Source organism: Kitasatospora azatica KCTC 9699, assembly GCF_000744785.1.
Lineage (GTDB): Bacteria > Actinomycetota > Actinomycetes > Streptomycetales > Streptomycetaceae > Kitasatospora > Kitasatospora azatica.
Genome location: NZ_JQMO01000003.1, coordinates 420,658 through 439,957 on the forward strand (window position 1 = coordinate 420,658; position 19,300 = coordinate 439,957).

The following is a 19,300-nucleotide window of genomic DNA, read 5'->3' on the forward strand; positions in this document are numbered from 1 at the left end:
GCTCCTACCGGGCGTATCGTCGCGTAGACCTGCTGCTCCGCTACCACCGCGCCGACTGACGCGCCGCCGCGTGCCGGCCCTTGCGCCGAGCTGGGGCCGGTTTCGACGGCTCGCGCTGGCGGGTCGGATCGGTGAGGCTGAGCAGCAGGGCGAGCACGGGCGGGACGGTCAGCAGGAGCAGGGTGAGCGTCAATCCGGGCACCTCTTCCGATCGTGAGCGAACGGCCTGAGGGGAGTGTCGCCGCTCACACCGCACCGGTAACCACCCGTCACACCGTCGCGCCAGCGTGATCACCCGCCCGCCGAGCCCCCTTCCGGCGACCGGCCGCACCGCGCATCCCGTCCGAGTGAGCACCCGTAACCGCCGCCCGGGCGTGGAGATCCACGGCCGGCACCCGGCCGCGTCCTAGGCTGGCCGAGTGCGATCACTGCTGCGCGGCGCCTGGCGGACGGCTGTGCCCGCGCCCGGGGACCGGCACGGGCCGCTGCCGCCGCTGCTGCTCGCGCTCACGGTGCTCAGTGGAGTGATCGACGCCGTCAGCTATCTGATGCTGGGTCATGTCTTCGTGGCCAACATGACCGGCAACGTGGTCTTCCTGGGCTTCGCGCTGGCCGGCGCCCCCGGCTTCTCGGTGACCGCCTCGCTGGTGGCCCTGGTCGCCTTCGCCGCCGGTGCCTTCCTCGGCGGCCGGCTGCTCGGCCAGGTCGGTCACCGCGGCCGCGCGGTGCTGCGGGCCGGCGTCGCCGAGACCGCGCTGATCGCGGCGGCCGCGCTGGTGGTGGCCGTCGACCCGGTCTCCGCCGCGGGAAGTTCGAACAGTCCGCGCTATCTGAGCGCCGCCGTGCTGGCCGTGGCGATGGGGATCCAGAACGCGATGGTCGCGGTGGTGGCGGTGCCCGACCTGACCACCACGGTGCTGACCCGGACCATCACGGGCGTCTTCGCCGACACCGGGCGGTCCGGGCGGCTGGAGGAGAAGGCCGGGCGCCAGCTGCTCTCCGTCCTCACCCTGGCCGGCGGCGCGGTGGCCGGCGCGGTGCTGGTGCTGCACAACGACCAGAGCACCGCGCTGGCGGTACCGGCCGCGCTCGCCGCGGTGGTCACCCTGGCGGCCGTCCGCCCGGCCCGGTCGGGAGAGCCGTGGACCGAGGCGGTCTGACGGCTCGTCAGCCATACGCCCGCCTATTCCCGACGGCCGGGTGGCCAAGGTCACGCTCCGCCACCCCACACCTACGGTGGCGTAGGTCACTTGAGACAGTGAACTATTTCTTCCCATGGCTGACCATCTGGAGATCCTTGACCTCAGCTCCTACGCGGCTCTCGGCGACAGCTTCACCGAGGGCCTGAACGACCCCAACCCGGACGGCACCTTCGCCGGCTGGGCCGACCGCCTCGCGGTGCTGCTGGCCGAGGGGCGGCCCGCCGGCGACTTCCGCTACGCCAACCTCGCGGTGCGCGGGCGGCTGCTGGACCAGATCGTCGCCGAGCAGGTGCCGCAGGTCCGGCGGATCCAGCCCGACCTGGTGACCTTCTGCGCGGGCGGCAACGACATCCTGCGTCCGGGCAGCGACCCGGACGAGGTCGCCGAGCGCTTCGAGAACGCGGTGGTCCAGCTCCGCGAGACGGCGCGGACGGTGCTGATCTGCACCGGCTTCGACACCCGGGACGTGCCGGTGCTGCGGCACCTGCGCGGCAAGATCGCGGCGTACAACCTGCACCTTCGGGCGATCGCCGACCGCAACGACTGCGCGGTGGCCGACCTCTGGTCGCTGCGGCCGCTGCGCGGCCGGCAGGCCTGGAGCGAGGACCGGCTGCACCTCTCCTCCGAGGGGCACCAGCGGGTCGCGCTGCTGGCCGCCCGGGCGCTCGGGCTGGCCACGGCGGCCGACCCGGCGGAGCCCTGGCCGGCCGAGGCCGAGCACACCCCGGCGGAGGTGCGCCGGGAGAACCTGCAGTGGGCGCGGGACTACCTGATCCCGTGGGTCGGTCGCCGGCTGCGCGGCGAGTCCTCGGGGGACAACGTCGAGGCGAAGCGCCCGGAGCTGCTGCCGCTGTAGGGCTCGAAGTAGCCTCGAGCCGGAACAAGCCGCGAGCCGGCCAGGACCAGTGCGGTCCGGGTCGGCTAGCGGGCCGTTGAACGGCCGGGTGCCGGCCGAGCGGCCGAGTGCCGGCCGAGCGGCCGAGTGCCAGCCCAGTGGCCGGGTGTCAGCCGACCAGCTGCCAGAGGGTGCCGTGGCTGGTGGCGATGGCCACCACCAGGATCACCAGGTCGGCCACGCCCAGGGTCAGGCCGAGCAGCGCCCGGCCGCGCCGGGCGGTGCCACGGGCCAGCGCGAGCGAACCGAGTACCAGGGAGAGCGGCCCGAGCACCACGTTGAAGAGCAGCAGGCCGATCAGGCCGAGCACGAACGAGGCGACGGCCATCCCGTCCGCCTCGGTCCTGCGCGTGGTGGGGGTGAGCTGCGGGGTCTGCGGCAGTGCGTCCATCGGAGGTCTCCTGTGGTGACGTGCCGTCAGCGGCGGCGCAGGTGGGCGACGCCCTCGCGGGCCCCGAAGGCCAGCAGCCAGGCGGCGATGAAGGCGGCGGCGGTGAGGAAGCCGGACAGCGTGGTGTGCGCGGCGGCGCCCAGCAGTACGCCCATCGCGACGAGCACAGCGAAGAAGAACATGATCAGCCCTTTCAGCTAACAACTGTTCGCCGACTCGCCCAGTCTACGCTGGCGAAAGTCGGCAAACAGTTGTTTACTGAATGATGTGAGTCACACTGACAGCCCGCCCGTCGCCGCGCACCCGACGGGCAGCCGGGCCGCCCAGAAGGAGCAGAGCCGCCGCGCCCTGCTCGACGCCGGCCTGCGCCTGCTCGAGCACCAGAACCTCAGCAGCCTCGGCGTGCGCGAGCTGACCCGGGAGGCCGGCCTCTCCCCCGCCGGCTTCTACCGCCACTTCCGCGACCTGGACGAGCTCGGCGTGGTCCTGGTGACCGAGTCGCTGCAGAGCCTGCACCTGATGATCGAGAAGATCCTGGCCGAGCGGGGCGAACCCGAGGAGCTGATCGACCGTTCGATCGCGGTGATCGCCCGGCACGTCCGCGAGCACCGCGCCCACATGCGCTTCCTGGCCCGCGAACGGCACGGCGGCGTTCAGCAGGTGCGGGCGGCGATCACGGCCGAACTGGCGGCCTTCACCGAACAGACCGCCGCCGCCCTCGGCAGCCAGCCGCAGAGCGCCCGGTGGAGCTCGGCCGACCTGCGGATGCTGGCCGGCCTCTACGTCGAGCACCTGGTCGCGACGGCCTCCGCCTTCCTGGAGGCGCCCGCCGAGTCCCGCACCGCCGAGCGCCGGATCGCCGCCCTGGCTCAGGACCAGCTGCGGCTGATCAGCATCGGCCGCCGCCACTGGCTCGACACGCCGGACGGCTGACAGCGCCCAGTAGACAGCACCCCCGGGCCGTGCCCCGCACCGCGTTCCACCTTGATCCAACTGTTCATCTCGGAACACGGCCCATTCACGAGTGGTCTATACCAATCAGGCAGGCTGCCCGCCGGAAGCTGTCGACACGGCCGTGGGGGCCATATGACTGTCCATCACCTTCCGGCGCCACCGAACGACCAGGAGCTGTACTGGTACTTCGGTCCGCAACGCCGGTCGGTCCTGCTCTGCACCTCGCTCGCCTTCGTACTGACGGCGGCGACCATGTTCACCTTCGCCCTGCGCACACCCGCGCTCGCCGACCCGGCGATCGGCATCGTGCAGAGCCCGCAGTGCTTCGACACCGACGCCTCGATGAGCTGGATCGAACGGGCCGCCGGCTCCGCGCAGGAGTGGTTCTTCCGCTGGATCCAGCCGTCCCGGGACGCCAGCGACGCGGCCATCTGCTGCGGCAGCAACGCCGTCTACCGGCGCACCGCGATCGAGGCCGCCGGCGGCTTCGCCAAGCTGGACCACAGCGAGGACATGTACACCGGACTCGCGCTCTACGAGCAGGGTTTCCGCACCCTGTACGTGCCGGTGCTGGTCGCCAAGGGCACCTCGCCGGACAGCCTGGCCTCCTTCGTCAACCAGCAGTACCGCTGGGCGATGGGCAACCTGCACCTGCTCACCGGCCGCGACCTGAAGCGGATGGGTGCGCCCTGGCGGATGCGGCTCTGCTTCTACGAGGGCATCGTCGGCTACCTGACCATGGCGGTGAACATCTTCGCGGCCCCGCTGCCGCCGCTGGTGATGATGTACGGCTACCCGGACCAGATCCGCCCCTGGCACGTGCTGCCGCTGCTGGCGCCGCTCTGGCTCTGGCACGTGCTGCTGCCCCGGGTCAGCCGGACCCGCTGGCGGGTCGAGGTGCTCCGGGCCAACGTGCTGATGAGCATCGCCTCCGGCGCCGCCTTCCTGCACACGCTGCGCGGCCGCAGCGCCGCCTGGGTGCCGACCGGTGCCGGCAAGGCCAGGCCCGGCGGACTGGCCCGCCGGGTGGTGCTGGTGGCGCTCGCCTGGACCGCCGGCTCGATCCTGGCCGCGGCCGGCGGGCTCGCCCTGGACGTGGCCGGGCAGGGCTGGGGCCCCAACTGGGGCATGCTGCTCTACCTGTTGGTGCAGGCCCAGATCGGTCTGCCGCTGGTCCGCGACCTGCTGGCCGAGCTGCGCAGCACGGCGCCCGCCAGGCGGCCCACCGACCGCGCCGGCATGCTGCCCCGCCGCTGGCCCGAGGGCCTGGCGATCACCACCGGCCTGACCCTGACCGCGCTGCTGGCTTCCGGTTGGGTCAGCCCGATGCTGCCCTGGCTGGGCTGAAAGGTCGTCAACTCCATGTCTGTGACGGTCCGTCCGGCCATCCCGGACGCCCCTACGCTGCGTGCCCGACCGCTCGCGGCGGGCAACCCCTCGTTCCGCTCCGACATCGAGGGCCTGCGCGCGATGGCGCTGCTGGCCGTGCTCGGCTTCCACGCCGCGATACCGCACCTGGCCGGCGGCTTCGTCGGAGTGGACGTCTTCTTCGTGATCTCCGGCTATCTGATCACCGGCCAGCTGCTGCGCGAGGCGGTGACCACCGGGCGCGCTGCCCGCGCTGGCCACCATGCGCTGGCTGGAGCGACCGCTGCGCCGCAACCCGGTGGTCACCGAACTGCCGAGGCGCGGGCTCTCCCTGGGGTTCAGCGCGGTGATCGTCCCGGTGGTGCTCGCACTGATCGTGGGCACCGGCACGCTGCGGCTGCTCGGGCCGGGCCTCCCGGTCGACCTGGCCGGCCTGCCACCGGGCTCCCCCGACGGCAGCTCGCTGCTCGTGGCCGCCGCCCAGCCGCACCGCGCGGCCGCCGTGGTGCCTGATCCGGCCCAGGCCCGCAAGGACTTCCCGCCGGACGGCGCCTGCGAGGTGCCGCCGACCACGGTCAGCAGCCCGCCCTGCCTGTTCGGCGACACCGCGAGCCCGGACCGGATCGTGCTGCTCGGCGACTCGCACGCCGGTCAGTGGTTCTCCGCCGCGCTCGCGATCGCCGCCGAACGGCACTGGGGTCTGGAGGAGTTGGTCAAGCAGGGCTGCCCGCTGCCGCAACTGACGGTGACCAATCCGCAGTTGGGCCGGGAGTACCGGGAGTGCGACAGCTGGCGGGCGAACAGCCTGGAGCGGCTGCGCACCGAGCCCAAGCCCCGCCTGGTGATGATCGCCGCACTCAACCGCTACACCGAGGACCGTGAACTCCTCGGCCGGGCTTGGGAGCAGACCCTCACCCCGGTGCGCGCCCTCGGCGTGCCGATCGTCTATCTGACCGACACCCCGATCCCGGGCAGCGACATCCCCGCCTGCGTCTCCGGCCACACCACCGATCCGACCGCCTGCTCCTTCCCACGCGCGAAGGCCAGCTGGCCGGACCCGCTGGCCGAGGCGATCGCGGCCGGCCGCGAGCCGGGGGTGCGTGCGGTCGAGGTCAACTCGGTGCTCTGCCCGGGTTCGGGGCGGGACTGCCCGGCGGTGCTGGAGCAGGTCCTGCTGTACCGCGACGATGCGCACCTGACCAATGTCGCCGCGGTGGTGCTCACCCCGCGCCTGGAACGGCTGCTGGTGGACGCCGGGTTGGTGCCGGCCCGGGGGCGCCGACGGCTGGACCCAGCTGCTGCGCGACGGCTACACCGGCTGGCCGGGCATCGGCGAGTTGGACGTGATGGAGTCGGTGAACGGGCATGGCTCGGTCTTCGGCACCATGCACTGCGGAGTGGCGCAGGGCGGCCCGTGCCAGGAGCCGCAGGGCCTCGGTTCCGGTGAACACCCGTGCCCGGGCTGCCAGGGCGGCTTCCACAGCTACGCGGTGGAGGTGGACCGCTCCACCAGTCCCGAGCAGGTGCGCTGGTACCTGGACGGCACCGGGTACCACCGGGTCAGCGCCGACCGGATCGACCCGGCCGCCTGGGACAAGGCGGTGCACCACGGGGTCTTCCTGATCCTGGACCTCGCGGTCGGCGGCGGCCTGCCCGCCGCGTTCGGCGGCTCGGCCACGGCGGCCACCGAGCCGGGGCACCCGATGCGGGTGCAGTACGTCTCGGTGCGCTCGCGGGGCGCGAAGTAGCGGTCACGAGGGAACAGTCACGAGGGAACGCGGTGGCCCGCCCGGCATGCTGGGCGGGCCACCGTCGATCTGATCGTCCGCTGGTCCGATCAGAAGTTGATCATGTGTCCGGCCAGGCCGTGGATGGCCTCCTTGACGGCCTCGCCCAGCGTCGGGTGGGCGTGCACATTGCGCGCCACCTCGTTCACCGTCAGGTCCCACTGCTGAGCCAACGTCAGCTCCGGCAGCAACTCGGTCACCTCGGGGCCGATCAGGTGCGCGCCCAGCAGCTCGCCGTACTTGGCGTCGCTGATCACCTTGACGAAGCCGATCGGGTGCCCCAGGCCGTGCGCCTTGCCGTTGGCGGTGAACGGGAACTTGGCGACCTTGACGTCGAAGCCCTGCTCGCGCGCCTGCGCCTCGGTGTAGCCGAAGCTGGCCACCTGCGGCTGGCAGTAGGTGGCGCGCGGGACCATCACGAAGTCGATCTCCATGGTCTCCGCACCGCCGATCGTCTCGGCGGCGATCACGGCCATGGCCTCGGCGGCGTGAGCCAGCATCAGCTTGGCGGTGACGTCACCGATGGCGAAGATGTGCGGCACGTTGGTGCGCCCGCGCCCGTCGACCGCGATCGCGCGGCGCTCGGTCAGCGCGACACCGGTGGCGTCCAGGCCGTAGCCGTCGACCCGCGGCGCGAAGCCGATCGCCTGCAGGACCTTGTCAGCCTCCAGCACCTGCTGCTGCCCGTTGCGGGTGACGGTGACCTTGACCTTGGCGTTCGGGTCGCTGTCGTCGATCGCGTCCACCCGGGTCGAGGTGAGGATCTCGATGCCCAGCTTCTTGTACTGCTTGCCCAGTTCGGTGGAGACGTCGACGTCCTCCAGCGGGACCACCCGGTCCAGGAACTCGACGATCGTCACCTTGACGCCGTAGCTGTTCAGCACGTAGGCGAACTCGACGCCGATCGCGCCGGCACCGGCGATGATGATGGACTCCGGCAGCTCGCTGCTGAGGATCTGCTCCTCGTAGGTCACCACCCGGTCGCTCAGCGCGGTGCCGGGCAGCAGCCGGGTGGTGGCACCGGCCGCGATGATGCAGTGGTCGAAGGTGACCGTGGCGAAGCCGCCCGCGCTGAGCGCCACCTGCAGGGTGTGGTCGTCCACGAAGGTGCCGCGACCGTCGTACTCGTCGATCGCGTTCTTCTTCATCAGGTAGTGGATGCCGGCAACCCGACCGTCCGCCACCTTGCGGCTGCGCAGATACGCCTCGTTGTAGTCGAAGGTCACCTGGCCCTCGACCTTGATGCCGAAGGTCTTCGCCTCACGGGTGAAGATGGTGGCCAGCTCGGCGTTGCGGAGCAGTGCCTTGGACGGGATACAGCCGACGTTCAGGCAGACCCCGCCCCAGTACTTCTCCTCGATGACCGCGGTCTTGAGCCCGAGCTGGGCCGAGCGGACAGCGGCGGTGTACCCGCCAGGACCCGCTCCCAGGACAACGACGTCGTAGTGCGTGGTGCTCATGATCCTCGTTCCGGCGTATCGGTGAGACATTGACGCCGTCGACTGTATGCCTCCCGTCCACCGCCGTGTGGACCTGGTCCTCGGGTCGCCGCGTGCGAGCTACTTGTCCAGGTGCGCGAGGAAGTCCAGCAGTGCCTCGTTGACCTCCGCCGGGCGCTCCTGCTGGGTCCAGTGGCCGCAGCCCGGCAGGGTGATGCTGGCGTGCAGCTTGGGGGCGATGGCGGGCAGCGCGGCACGCCGCCGGTCCACTCCGCGCAGCGTGGTCACCATGTCGCGGTCGCCGACGACATACAGCGCGGGCACCGTGACGCCGAGGCCCTGGAAGGCCGCGAGCAGTTCGTGGTTGCGGTCGATGTTGCGGTACCAGTTCAGCGGCCCGGTGAACGCGTGCTCGCCGTGCAGCGCGTAGTCCTCGGCGAAGACCGCGAGGTCCGCCTCGGTCAGCCAACCGGGCAACTCGCGCGGGCGGCCCAGCAGATCGAGCAGCGTGCGCCCTTCGGGGATCACCCAGGGCTTCGGCTCGCCCGGCCGGTCCCCCGAGCCGCCGGCCAGGATCCCCAGCAGGCTGGCCCGGATGTCGGCCGCCAACTCCGCGTCGGCCCGGCCGGGCTGCTGGAAGTACAGCTGGTAGAAGCCCTCGCCGTAGGTCTCCCGGCTCAGCGCGGTCGGTGCCAGCCCGGCGGGCAGCGCCGGCGGGGTGCTCAGTCCCACCACCCCGCGCACCAGGTCGGGCCGCAGCACCGCGGTCAGCCAGGCCACCGGCCCGCCCATGTCGTGGCCCACCAGCACCGCCGACTGCTCCCCGAGCGCCCGGATCAGCCCGACCACGTCACCGACCAGGTGCGGCAACGTGTACGAGGCCAGGTCGGCGGGCCGCTCACTGCGGGCGTAACCGCGCTGGTCCGGGGCGACCACCCGGTAGCCGGCTTCGGCGAGCGGGCCGAACTGATGCCGCCAGGAGTACCAGCTCTCCGGGAACCCGTGCAGCAGCAGGACCAGCGGCCCTTCCCCCTGTTCGGCGATGTGCAGCCGGATCCCGTTGACCTCGACCGACCCGTGCTTGACCGCCTGGACCACTACCGCTCCCTCGTCCTGGAGTTACTCACCCGTACTGTGGCCCTCCTCCCCCGTCGGCGCGCCCTCGACACCCGCTGTGGCCGAGCAGCGCAGAACGCCCGGCGCCCCCCTTCCCATGGCAGTGGGAAGGGGGGCGCCGGGTGTGGCGGTCGGTTCAGCGTGCTCAGATGCTGAGGACCTGGCCGGGCAGGATCAGGTCGGCGTTGGCGCCGACGACCTGCGCGTTGTGCTGGTACAGGCTCTGCCAGTTGGTGCCGTGGGCGGCGGCGATGGCGCTCAGGGTGTCACCGCTCTTGACGGTGTAGGTGGCGCCGGTGGTGGGCTTGGTGCTGGTCGGCGCGGCGGGCTTGTCGGCGGCCTTCGCGACGACCGGCTTCTCGGCCGGCTTCACGGCCGGCTTCACGGCCGGCTTCACGGCCGGCTTCACGGCCGGCTTCACGGCTGGCTTCTCGGCGGCCTTGGGGGCGGCCGGCTGCTGCGCCGGGGTAGCGGCGTGGGCCGGGGTGGCGGCCTTGGGGGTGGCCTGCTGGACCGGGGCGCTCTGCTTGGTGGCGGTGGTGGAGCCGGTGGTGGTCGAGGACGAGGTGTCGACCGCGGCCGGGGCGCCGCCGGCGGTCAGGCCCGCCTTGACGGAGCAGACCGGCCAGGCGCCGGGGCCCTGGTCGGCGAGGACCTTCTCGGCGATCGCGATCTGCTGGTCCTTGGTGGCCTGGTCCGCGCTGGCCGCGTACTGGGTGCCGCCGTAGGCCGCCCAGGTGGAGGAGGTGAACTGCAGGCCGCCGTAGAAGCCGTTGCCGCTGTTGATGCTCCAGTTGCCGGTGCTCTCGCACTGGGCGACCGCGTCCCAGGTGGAGGTGGGGGCGGCGGAGGCCGTGTTGGCCGCGACGAGGCCCGCCACCGGAAGGGCGAGCATCGCGCCGCCCATGACGGCCATCCGGACCCGGTTGCGCTTCTTCGGGGTGGCGGTGGCGGTGGTGGTGGCGGTGTTCTCGTTACGGAAAGTCAAGGTGATCCCTCTCGACAAGGTCCCGGTGGGCGCACGGAACCAGAGGCGGATGCCTTGGCTGGTTCGCTGGCCGCGTCCTGCGGACGGACGGTGACGTATGGGACGTCCCGCTCCGTCCCGGCCCCCCGTGGTGCCGCACCGCGTGAGCTGCGGTGGGGTGTTCGGGTGGTCCCGGGTTGCGCTTGCTGCGCTGAGATCGAAGTTAGGCAACCGGCTGCCCGTTATCAACCATTTTGGGATCGGCGCAGGCCAGCGGGCGTTACCCACGGAAACTCGGCCCGGGAAACCGGCGGAAACCACCGAAAACTCGGCAAACCGCCCCACCCGCCTGCGGCCCGTTGTGACCGAGGCCACCCGGGATCACCTCGGAATCCTCGACCGTGCGCCGACCCGCTGCGACTCAGCGTCACAATCCGGCCCTCCCGTGGCCCGGACCACACGCCTCACGTCTCACGTCTCACGTCTCAGGGCCAGACCAGACCCCGCTGCCAACCGTCCGCCGACCGCCGGTAGACCAGCCGGACGTGCCGGCGGTCCGCCGCCCCCTGCCAGAACTCCACCTCCTCGGCCCGCACCGCGTACCGGGTGTACCCCTCGGCGACGGTCCGCGGCTCCCGAGCCAGCTCCGCCGCCGCCTGCGCCCAGGCCGTCCGGAACTCCTCGGCTCCGGTCAACGGCTCGCTCTGCCGCCCGACCAGGGCGGCCGTCCGCGAGTTGGGGCTGAGCAGCCGGAACTGCTCGGCGGCGGCCGCCGCCTCGCCCGACTGCACCGTCCCGCGGACCCGGACCTGCCGCCCGAGCTGCGGCCAGTAGAAGGTGAGCGCCGCCCGGGGTTCGGCCGCCAGCTGGCGCCCCTTGGGGCTGTCCGCGTCCCCCGCGAACCACCACAGCCCGGCTGCCGGGTCGACATCGCGCAGCACCAGCACCCGTCCGTCGGGCCCGGCCGTGCTCAGCACCATCACCTGTGCGTCCGGCACACCCGCCCGGAAAGCCCCCAGCAGCCACTGGACGAACAGCTCCCCCGGCCCCGCCGGTGCCTCGTCCACCTCGAAGGCGGGCAGCTCGCGTGCCATCGGCGGGCGGTCGATCAGCAGCGTCCGCAGCTGGGCGAGCTCGTTCGCGCTCGCGTTCTCGCCCGCGTTCTGGTTCTCGTTCCCGCTCTGGTTCTCCGTCACGCGGTGATCTTCCCACCCGCCGTCAGGCGCGCCATGCCTCCAGCACCCGCCGGGACCGGAACCGCAGCTCGCGGCCGGTGATCGGGTCGGTGAACTCCAGGCCGGCGGCGAGCAGTTGCAGCGGGGCGTGGAAATCGTCGGTGGCGTCCGCCGGCAGCACCTCGGGGTAGACCGGGTCGTTGAGGATCGGGATGCCCTGGGAACAGAGGTGCAGGCGCAGCTGGTGGGTCCGGCCGGTGAACGGGGTCAGCCGGTAGCGGGCCAGGCCGTCGCGTTCGGCCAGCAGCTCGATGAGGGTCTCCGCGTTGACCGGCCCGGCTTCCTCGCGGGCCGCGATCACGCCGCGTTCCTTGACGATCCGGCTGCGCACCGTGCGGGGCAGTTCGAGGCTCGGGTCGAAGCGGGCGATCGCCTGGTACTCCTTGCGGACCAGGCGGTCGCGGAACATGGTCTGGTACGCGCCGCGGGCCTCCGGTCGGGCCACGAAGAGCACCAGCCCGGCGGTCAGCCGGTCCAGCCGGTGCGCGGGGCTGAGCTCGGGCAGCCCCAGCTCGTGCCGCAGTCGGGAGAGCGCGGTCTCCACCACATGGCTGCCGCGCGGGGTGGTGGCCAGGAAGTGCGGTTTGTCGACCACCACGATGTTCTCGTCCCGGTGCACCAGCTCCACCGGGAACGGCACCGGCACCTCGGCGGGCAGGTCGCGGTGGAACCAGACGCTGGCGCCGCCCCTATAAGGAGTGTCCGGACCGATCGGCCCGTCCGCGCCGAGGATCTCCCCGGCGTCGAGCATCTGCGCGAGCCGCCCGGCCACCGCATCCGGCAGCCGGTGCGCCAGGTACGCCCCGACCGTCGGCCACTCCCCGTCCGCGGGCAGCCGAACCCGCACCGGGTCCACCCCGTGCCGCTGCGGCAGGGGCGCGGGGGCCGGCTTCGTCCTGCGTCTCATTCCGGCAAGCCTAGGGCTGCTCCGCGGAATGCTGCGAATCAGCACCAGGGCTGGATCGGCCTCTACCGCTTGTTGTTCCTGATCTCGTCCAGGGACTGGTCCAGCGCTGCCTTGGCCCGGGTGAACCAATCGGCGATCACCGCGATCTCGTCGGGCGTGTAGTCGGCGAACAGCGCGCCGATGCGAGCGTAGAACGGGCCGTATACCTGAAGGATGCGGGCCTGCGCGTCGTCCGCCATCACCACGCGGACTCGCCTCCGGTCTCCCGGATCGACCTCGCGGTGGGCGTAGCCGGCCTTCTCCAGACGGTTGAGCACCCCGGTCACAGCCCCTGTGGTCAGTTGCGCGCGCTCGGCGAGGTCGCCGGCGGCCAGCGGCTCGCCGGCTAGCGCCGTCTCGACGACGAAGCCGAGGCAGGTGAGGTCCGTGACGTTGAGCCCGAGCCGGGCGGCGATGTCCTGCTGGCCGAACTGGGCCAGCGCGATCATCCGGTCCATCGCGTACTGCGCCTGCTCGGGTGTCGCCTGGGGGCGCGGCTTGCCTTTCACCCAAAATCTCCTTAGTATCTAAGATACTTATCTTGTGAGATAAATGAAACCGTTAGTCATTAACCACCGCCCGCCCGCCCGCCCATCACATCAAACGAGGAGACATGAGCGCACACAGCGATCACGACATGGGGCACACGGTCGCGGGCTGGACCGGGTCTGTCATCGCAATCCTCGGCTTCACCACCATGGGCGCGGCTTTCGTCCTCGACTCGCCCTCCGGGCTCTGGGCCGGCGGACTGCTCACAGCCCTCGGCGCGGTGGCCAGCTGGGTGCTGCATCTGGCCGGCTGGGGCAAGCCCACCGGCCCGCGCCCGCCCCACCGTCGGCATTGGCGCACCCCCGACCCGGACGCCTGCCACGGCCACCCTGACTGCCTCGGCTGCCGTCTCGCCGGCCGCCACAGAAGGGTGCGACATCCGGCCGAGGCCGTGCGCGTCGAACAGGGTGGCGTCGCCGACGCATAGAAGGAGGCCGATCCCATGCGTGGGGTCGGCCTCCTCAGTCGACGCACCTGGCGCTGATCCCCAGATGTCCGTTGAGGGTTGTTGAACAGATGGCCAGTTCGGTGAGGTAGAGGCCGCCCGCGCAGTCGAGGGCTTCCTCCGAGGAACCGGCGGACAGTCCGCTGGGCAGGATGCTGTCCCAACAGCTGTCATTAGCTGTCATTGCTGGCCGGGTAGAGGGCGAAGCCCCAGGTGTGCAGCGCTCCGGTGAAGCGCAGTCGGTACAGCAGCAGACGCTATCCGCCGGGCAACTCGGCTGCGATGTAGGCGAATCCGGAGCGGAAGCGGACCATGATGGCGTCTTCGTGCGGCCAGCGCTCGCGAGCGTGGCGGTTCAGGCGCTGGCGCAGGTGGTGTTGCATCGACTTCGACGGGTTCTTCGGCACGGGCCCATCCTGCCGGGTATGAGGGGTCGCCGCCATGATCGTTAGCCGTGGGGGGTGAGCGACGGGCACGGACGGCGGTGGCGGTAGCAATCGATCGACAGGTCCGCGAACGGCTGGTGAGGACGGTGGCGTCGGCAAAGTCCGAGGTTCGGGCGGTGCTGCGGGCCAAGATCGTGCTCGCGGCGGCGGACGGGCTCGCCAATGGCGCGATCGCCCGGGAGCTGGATATCAGTGTGAACACGGTGCGCAAATGGCGCGGCCGGTTCGCCGCCCTGGGCCCGAGCGGTCTGCGGGACGCCGAACGCTCGGGGCGACCGAAGGCCTACGGCCCCGAGGTCCGCGTGGCGATCGTGGCCACCGCGACCAGCGCGGCACCGCATCCGGAGGCGACCTGGTCGCACCGGGCCATCGCTCAGAAGGTGGCCCACACACACTCCGCGCCGGTCTCCTCCCAGGTCGGCCGTAGGTTCAGACCTTTCGGCCCACGCCCGCGTACATCCAGCGCGTGGTGCCCTCGGTCGGGCCGTCCGGGCGCCAGAGCGGGACGAAGTCCACGCCCGGGTCCAGCAGCTCCCAGCCGTCGAAGAACTCGGTCACCTGAGCGCGGCTGCGCAGCCGGATACCGGAGTCGGTCTTGTCCCAGGTCTTCGCGGCCTCGGCGGCCCGCTCGGGGTTGCCCTCGTAGGTGCTGTTGGAGAGCAGCAGGTAGCTGCCCGGCGCCACCCGCTCGAGGACCTGCCGCACCGCGCGGTGGGCCTCCTCGTCGCTGACGAAGTGCAGCACCGCGACCAGCAGCACAGCGACCGGCTGCGAGAAGTCCACCAGGGCCTGCAGCTCGGGGCGCTCGAAGAGCTCGTCGAGGTCGCGGACGTCGCCGGTCAGCACGGTGGTGCTGCGGTTGTCGGCCAGCAGCGCCCGCCCGTGGGTGAGCACGATCGGGTCGTTGTCGACGTACACCACCCGGCTCTCGGGAGCCACCGACTGGGCGACCTGGTGCACGTTGCCCGGCGAGGGCAGGCCCGCGCCGACGTCGACGAACTGCCGGATGCCCGCCTGTGCGGCCATCCGCACCGCCCGCTGCAGGAAGGCGCGGTTCTCGCGGGCGGCCGCCGGTATGTCGGCGGAGACGCTGATCGCGTGCTCGGCCGCCTTCCGGTCCGGCGGGAAGTTGTCCTTGCCGCCCAGCCAGTAGTCGTAGATCCGGGCGGGGTGCGGACGGTCGGTCTGAAGGTCCGTCACGTTCTCGTTGCCCCAGGCCTGCTGCACCGTCTCCCCTTTGTTCCGTACCCGCATCGCCGACCGCCTCCCCGGCGGTCCGGTGCAGCATAGCGGGCCCGTCCACGGCGGCGAGCGGGTGTCTCAGGTTATTAGCGAGCTCCCCGGGGCGGGCCCGAGTAATGTCGACAGTCGGCCACCCCGAGTCTGCGAATGCGAGATCAGTTGACATCCTCTCCGCCCTGAGGGGGCGGGGATTCCCCTCAGCCTCGCGGCTGAGCCGCCGCGCGCCTGCGCGGCGGTGGGACTACTTCCTGCTTCACCAACGACCGCCCGCCCGGAGTGCTCCGTTGAGGTCTTACACCGTCTCCACAGGCGGCAACCGCCAGCCCGGCGGCCAGAATATTCTTGGCTGCGTTCACGTCCCGGTCATGCGTCGTTCCACAGTTGCACGTCCACTCACGGACGTTGAGCGGCATCTTGCCCCGCAAGGTTCCGCAGGCCGAGCACAGCTTGGAACTGGGGAACCATCGGTCGACAACGACCAGGTCCCGCCCGTACCAATCGGCCTTGTATTCCAGCATGGACCGCATCTCGGTCCAGGAAGAGTCCGAGATGGCTCGGGAGAGCTTCCGGCTCCCGAGCATGTTCCGGACGCTCAGATCCTCGATCACGATCGTTTGGCTCTCACGAACGAGTCGAGTGGTCAGCCTATGCAGGAAGTCCCTGCGCCGATCGGCGATCCGGGCATACACCCGGCCGACCTTGATACGGACCTTCTCGCGATTGTTGGAGCCCTTCGCCTTGCGGGCAAGGTCCCGCTGAACCTTGGCCAGGCGTTCCCGGTCTCGGCGCTCATGCCTCGGGTTGGCGACCTTCTCCCCCGTGGAGAGCGTCACCAGGCTGGTGACACCGGCATCAACACCCACCGCCGCGTTCACGGCCGCAGGCATCGATGGCCGGTCCTCGCACAGCACAGAGACGAACCAGCGCCCGGCCGCGTCCTGCGACACGGTAACCATCGACGGCACACTGCCTTCGGGCAGCGGCCTCGACCACACGATATCCAGCGGATCGCTCATCTTCGCCAGCGTCAGCCGTCCGTCCCGGAACCGGAACGCGGAGCTGGTGTACTCCGCGGACTTGCGGGACTTCTTCCGCGACTTGAACGTCGGATACTTCGCCCGCTTCAGCCAGAAGTTGGCGAACGCCCCTTGCAGGTGCCGCAGCGCCTGCTGCAACGGAACCGACGACACCTCAGACAGGTAAGCCAGTTCCTCGGCCTTCTTCCACCCGGTCAGCATCGCGCTGGTGGCGTTGTAGTTGACCCGCTCCCGGCGAAGCGTCCACGCCTCCGTGCGGGCCTGCAACGCCATGTTGTAGACCTTTCGTACACACCCGAACGTGCGCGACAGCTCAGCCGCCTGCGCATCGGTCGGGTAGAAGCGGTACTTGAACGCCCGCTTCACGTGGGTGGCCGCCATGGATCACACACTGACATCCATCCTTGTGACCATCTGACGAGTAATCACCTACCGAAAGAGCATGCCGCCTTGACTGCGGCCTGCCCAGCCCTGACCCACTACCCGGGAGATCCAATCCCTCCCCGACCTGAAGGCCGGGGTTTCCTTGGAGGTATCAGATGACCGACCTGTCAGACGAGTTGCTGCCCCACGGCCTGCTGCCGGAGGCACTGCTGCCCGAGACCCGCCGCGCCCTGCTGCACCGTCTCGCGGTCGGCCAGGCGCAGGGCCGCACCCCCTCGCTGGTGGGCGCCGTGATGCGGGGCGGGCGGATGGTGTGGTCCGGCGCCCGCAGCATGATCGAGGGTCACGCGCCCGACGCCAACGTGCAGTACCGGATCGGCTCCATCTCCAAGACCTTCACCGCCGTGCTGGTGCTGCGGCTGCGCGACGAGGGGCTGCTCGATCTGGCCGATCCGCTGGAACAGCACCTGCCCGGAACCGTGGCCGGCCGCGCCACCATCCGCGAGTTGCTCTGCCACGCGGCCGGCCTGTCCTCCGAGACGCCCGGGCCGTGGTGGGAGCGCACCCCGGGGTCGCTCCGCCCGGAGCTGGCCGACCTGTTGGAGGAGCAGCCCTTCCGGCACCCGGCCGGCGAGCGGTTCCACTACTCCAACCCCGGCTACGCGCTGCTCGGCGCTCTGGTGGAGCGCCTGCGCGGGGAGCCGTGGGGCGAGGTGCTGCGGCAGGAGGTGCTGGAGCCGCTCGGGCTGACCCGCACCACGCTGCTGCCGCAGTCCCCGCACGCGGGTGGCTTCGCCGTGCACCCGTGGGCCGATGTGATGCTGCCCGAGCCGCTGACCGACACCGGCGCGATGGGGCCGGCCGGGCAGCTCTGGTCCACCGCCGCCGACCTGTGCCGCTGGGCCGCCTTCCTGCTGGCCGGGGACGAGAAGGTGCTCGCCACCGACACGCTGGCCGAGATGCGCCGTCCGGCCGTCGGGCCCGAGGGCGACTGGACCGCCTGCTACGGCCTCGGTCTGCAGCTGGCGCGGCGCAACGGTCGGGTGCTGGTCGGCCACGGCGGCTCGATGCCGGGCTTCCTGGCCGGGCTCTGGCTGAGCGAGGAGGACGATGTGGCGGCGGTCACCCTGGCCAATGTGACGAGCGGCACGCCCACCTCGACCATCGCCGCCGACCTGGTCTCGATCGTGGCCGAGCGCGAACCGCGCTTCCCCGCGCCCTGGCGGCCGTTCACCGACGCCGATCCGCAACTGCTGGCGCTGACCGGGCCCTGGTACTGGGGGCCGAACCCGGTCGCCCTGCACCTGCGGGCCGGCCGGGCGCTGGAGCTGACCGAGCTCGGCAGCGCGGCCCGCGCCTCGCGGTTCCGACCCGAGCCGGACGGCAGCTGGACCGGTCTGGACGGGTACTACGCGGGTGAGCCGCTGCGCGTGGTGCACGCCGCGGACGGCACGGTCAGCCATCTTGACCTGGGAAGTTTCGTCCTGACCCGGGAGCCGTACGGCCCCGCGGAGGCGATTCCCGGGGGTGTGGACCCGCAGGGGTGGCACGCGGGCTGACGGCCCGTCGGGTGACGATTTGTATCGTTATGGATCTTTAGGTCCCAACATGAGACACCTCACATTGGCTTGTGATGGGACCTTCGACCTGCCTACGGTGCTTCTCGTTCGTCCTCACACGAACCTCGCTCTCCGGAACGCCGAATCCTGCCGCCGGGCCGAGCGAGCACGTGCCTTCACAGCACCACGGCAGGGGCGGGGGAACCACAGGTAAGTCGCCTCACCCGGACTTGGTCCGGGCGGGGCTTGGGGTGAAGCCGCGCCTAGCGCGGCCGGGCAACTCCAGCCCGAATCCGACAGCTCACCTCGCAGGCGTGGGAGAGGAAAAGCTTTTCATGATGTCCCTCAACGGTCGTCCCAGCCTGCCCAGCCGCAGCACCATCAAGCGCGTTGTCGCCGCCGCCGTCGTGGCCGGCGTCGGTGCCGGTATCCCCGTGATCGCCGCCGGTGGCGCCACCGCCGCCCCGGCCCACCAGAACACCGCCGTCGCGCTGCAGGCCGCCGCCCCGACCCACGTGGTCGAGGCCGCCAAGCCGGCCGCCGTCCAGGCCGCGCCGCAGGCCGCCCCCCAGGCTGCCGCCCCGGCCGCTGCTCCCGCGACCTACACCGTGGTCTCGGGTGACTGGCTGTCCAAGATCGCCGCCTCGCACAACGTGCAGGGTGGCTGGCAGAAGCTCTACGAGCTGAACAAGTCCGTGCTCACCAAGGGCCCGAACCTGATCTTCCCCGGTCAGCACCTGACCCTGGCCACTGCCTCGGCTCCCGCCCAGGCTCCGGCGCAGGCCCCGGCCGCCCCGGCCGCTCCGGCCAAGCCGCAGAGCGCCCCGTCCACCCCGGCCCCGGCCAAGTCGGCCCCGGCCAAGGCTGCGCCGTCCGCCAAGAGCGACACCCAGGCTGCCAGCCGTTCGAACACCCGCAGCCCGCTGGCCGCCACCCCGGCCGCCGTGCCGGCTCCGGCCAACAACTCGGTCGCCTCGCTGCAGGCGCTCGCCGCGTCGATCGTCCCGGCCGACCAGCTGGCCTCGTTCGACCAGATCATCAGCCACGAGAGTGGCTGGAACATCACCGCCACCAACCCGAGCTCGGGTGCCTACGGCCTGCCGCAGGCCCTGCCCGGCAACAAGATGGCCTCGGCCGGCGCTGACTGGCAGACCAACCCCGCGACCCAGCTCCGCTGGGCGCTGCAGTACATGAACTCCACCTACGGCAGCCCGAACGCGGCGTGGGCCTTCTGGCAGACCCACTCGGCGTACTGAGCCGCCTGATCGCCTGATCTGATCCCTCGGGATTCCCCGGGTTGATTCCAGGATGATTCAGCCATCGGCCGGTCGTCGGGGC

General features: G+C 71.4%; 20 protein-coding genes, 2 pseudogenes and 1 riboswitch. Of the genes and pseudogenes, 9 read left to right on the plus strand and 13 right to left on the minus strand.

The genetic code is table 11. The annotated features are described in order from the left end of the window. Positions 1 to 40: 40 nt before the first annotated feature. Positions 41 to 193 carry a hypothetical protein gene (locus tag BR98_RS39290; protein WP_157537728.1) on the minus strand — a complete coding sequence of 51 codons (153 nt, stop codon included), beginning with the start codon at positions 191 to 193 and terminating at the stop codon, positions 41 to 43. A gap of 226 nt (positions 194 to 419) precedes the next feature. On the opposite strand from BR98_RS39290, the gene BR98_RS13035 reads away from it, so the two are divergent. Together BR98_RS13035 and BR98_RS13040 are read left to right on the plus strand one after the other, a co-directional pair. Next, the gene (locus BR98_RS13035) at positions 420 to 1,160 is read left to right on the plus strand and encodes a YoaK family protein (RefSeq protein ID WP_035844561.1); all 741 of its coding nucleotides are present in this window, start codon (positions 420 to 422) and stop codon (positions 1,158 to 1,160) included. Between the two features lie 115 nt (positions 1,161 to 1,275). Beyond that, positions 1,276 to 2,058, plus strand: coding sequence for an SGNH/GDSL hydrolase family protein (locus tag BR98_RS13040; protein ID WP_035844564.1), 783 nt, complete (start codon positions 1,276 to 1,278; stop codon positions 2,056 to 2,058). A 148-nt stretch (positions 2,059 to 2,206) separates the two neighbouring features. On the opposite strand, the gene BR98_RS13045 is transcribed toward BR98_RS13040, so the two are convergent. Together BR98_RS13045 and BR98_RS40245 are read right to left on the minus strand one after the other, a co-directional pair. Next, positions 2,207 to 2,488, minus strand: coding sequence for a hypothetical protein (locus BR98_RS13045; protein ID WP_035844567.1), 282 nt, complete (start codon positions 2,486 to 2,488; stop codon positions 2,207 to 2,209). Between the two features lie 26 nt (positions 2,489 to 2,514). Continuing rightward, positions 2,515 to 2,670 carry a hypothetical protein gene (locus tag BR98_RS40245; protein WP_198042213.1) on the minus strand — a complete coding sequence of 52 codons (156 nt, stop codon included), beginning with the start codon at positions 2,668 to 2,670 and terminating at the stop codon, positions 2,515 to 2,517. Between the two features lie 85 nt (positions 2,671 to 2,755). Between BR98_RS40245 and BR98_RS13050 the strand changes: the two genes are divergently transcribed. The 3 genes and pseudogenes from BR98_RS13050 to BR98_RS36290 all read left to right on the plus strand — a co-directional run. Then, the gene (locus BR98_RS13050) at positions 2,756 to 3,421 is read left to right on the plus strand and encodes a TetR family transcriptional regulator (RefSeq protein WP_035844570.1); all 666 of its coding nucleotides are present in this window, start codon (positions 2,756 to 2,758) and stop codon (positions 3,419 to 3,421) included. A gap of 153 nt (positions 3,422 to 3,574) precedes the next feature. Then, positions 3,575 to 4,789, plus strand: coding sequence for a glycosyltransferase family 2 protein (locus tag BR98_RS13055; RefSeq protein ID WP_035844574.1), 1,215 nt, complete (start codon positions 3,575 to 3,577; stop codon positions 4,787 to 4,789). A 265-nt stretch (positions 4,790 to 5,054) separates the two neighbouring features. Continuing rightward, positions 5,055 to 6,558: pseudogene (locus BR98_RS36290) on the plus strand (SGNH hydrolase domain-containing protein); the annotation flags it as partial. 89 nt (positions 6,559 to 6,647) lie between these two features. Here BR98_RS36290 and lpdA read toward each other — a convergent pair. The 6 genes from lpdA to BR98_RS13095 all read right to left on the minus strand — a co-directional run bounded on the left by lpdA (position 6,648) and on the right by BR98_RS13095 (position 12,809). Beyond that, positions 6,648 to 8,057, minus strand: a complete 1,410-nt coding sequence (gene lpdA / locus BR98_RS13070; RefSeq protein WP_035844578.1) for a dihydrolipoyl dehydrogenase — start codon at positions 8,055 to 8,057, stop codon at positions 6,648 to 6,650. A 99-nt stretch (positions 8,058 to 8,156) separates the two neighbouring features. Continuing rightward, positions 8,157 to 9,134 (minus strand): alpha/beta fold hydrolase, encoded by a 978-nt coding sequence (locus BR98_RS13075; protein ID WP_035844580.1) that lies wholly within the window; start codon positions 9,132 to 9,134, stop codon positions 8,157 to 8,159. Positions 9,135 to 9,297: 163 nt separating this feature from the next. Then, entirely contained in the window at positions 9,298 to 10,140 is an 843-nt protein-coding gene (locus BR98_RS42295; RefSeq protein ID WP_035844581.1) for a transglycosylase family protein, read from the minus strand. Between the two features lie 464 nt (positions 10,141 to 10,604). Then, entirely contained in the window at positions 10,605 to 11,315 is a 711-nt protein-coding gene (locus tag BR98_RS13085; RefSeq protein ID WP_232247394.1) for a pyridoxine/pyridoxamine 5'-phosphate oxidase, read from the minus strand. A gap of 22 nt (positions 11,316 to 11,337) precedes the next feature. Then, positions 11,338 to 12,261 (minus strand): pseudouridine synthase, encoded by a 924-nt coding sequence (locus BR98_RS13090; RefSeq protein WP_035844583.1) that lies wholly within the window; start codon positions 12,259 to 12,261, stop codon positions 11,338 to 11,340. A 62-nt stretch (positions 12,262 to 12,323) separates the two neighbouring features. Further along, positions 12,324 to 12,809: a MarR family winged helix-turn-helix transcriptional regulator gene (locus tag BR98_RS13095; protein WP_035844585.1), complete on the minus strand. Its 486-nt coding sequence runs from the start codon at positions 12,807 to 12,809 to the stop codon at positions 12,324 to 12,326. A 104-nt stretch (positions 12,810 to 12,913) separates the two neighbouring features. On the opposite strand from BR98_RS13095, the gene BR98_RS13100 reads away from it, so the two are divergent. Beyond that, on the plus strand, positions 12,914 to 13,276 hold the full coding sequence (locus BR98_RS13100) for an HGxxPAAW family protein (RefSeq protein ID WP_035844587.1): 363 nt from the start codon (positions 12,914 to 12,916) through the stop codon (positions 13,274 to 13,276). Between the two features lie 34 nt (positions 13,277 to 13,310). Here the strand turns inward: BR98_RS13100 and BR98_RS40250 are convergent, their stop codons facing one another. Together BR98_RS40250 and BR98_RS40255 are read right to left on the minus strand one after the other, a co-directional pair. After that, positions 13,311 to 13,478 carry a hypothetical protein gene (locus BR98_RS40250; RefSeq protein WP_198042214.1) on the minus strand — a complete coding sequence of 56 codons (168 nt, stop codon included), beginning with the start codon at positions 13,476 to 13,478 and terminating at the stop codon, positions 13,311 to 13,313. Positions 13,479 to 13,551: 73 nt separating this feature from the next. Then, positions 13,552 to 13,701 (minus strand): hypothetical protein, encoded by a 150-nt coding sequence (locus BR98_RS40255; protein WP_198042215.1) that lies wholly within the window; start codon positions 13,699 to 13,701, stop codon positions 13,552 to 13,554. A 155-nt stretch (positions 13,702 to 13,856) separates the two neighbouring features. On the opposite strand from BR98_RS40255, the pseudogene BR98_RS42550 reads away from it, so the two are divergent. Further along, positions 13,857 to 14,144, plus strand: a pseudogene (locus BR98_RS42550) (helix-turn-helix domain-containing protein); the annotation flags it as partial. Positions 14,145 to 14,169: 25 nt separating this feature from the next. On the opposite strand, the gene BR98_RS13110 reads toward BR98_RS42550, so the two are convergent. Both BR98_RS13110 and BR98_RS13115 read right to left on the minus strand, forming a co-directional pair. Next, entirely contained in the window at positions 14,170 to 14,994 is an 825-nt protein-coding gene (locus BR98_RS13110) for an SAM-dependent methyltransferase (RefSeq protein WP_051969721.1), read from the minus strand. A 185-nt stretch (positions 14,995 to 15,179) separates the two neighbouring features. Next, positions 15,180 to 16,400, minus strand: coding sequence for an RNA-guided endonuclease InsQ/TnpB family protein (locus tag BR98_RS13115; RefSeq protein ID WP_035844591.1), 1,221 nt, complete (start codon positions 16,398 to 16,400; stop codon positions 15,180 to 15,182). A 158-nt stretch (positions 16,401 to 16,558) separates the two neighbouring features. On the opposite strand from BR98_RS13115, the gene BR98_RS13120 reads away from it, so the two are divergent. Continuing rightward, positions 16,559 to 17,962, plus strand: a complete 1,404-nt coding sequence (locus tag BR98_RS13120; RefSeq protein ID WP_051969722.1) for a serine hydrolase domain-containing protein — start codon at positions 16,559 to 16,561, stop codon at positions 17,960 to 17,962. Positions 17,963 to 18,168: 206 nt separating this feature from the next. Continuing rightward, a riboswitch (cyclic di-AMP (ydaO/yuaA leader) is annotated at positions 18,169 to 18,292 on the plus strand. A 5-nt stretch (positions 18,293 to 18,297) separates the two neighbouring features. Continuing rightward, a complete protein-coding gene (locus BR98_RS42300; RefSeq protein WP_324606669.1) occupies positions 18,298 to 19,218 on the plus strand; it encodes a LysM peptidoglycan-binding domain-containing protein in 921 nt (306 codons plus the stop codon). Positions 19,219 to 19,300 lie beyond the last annotated feature (82 nt).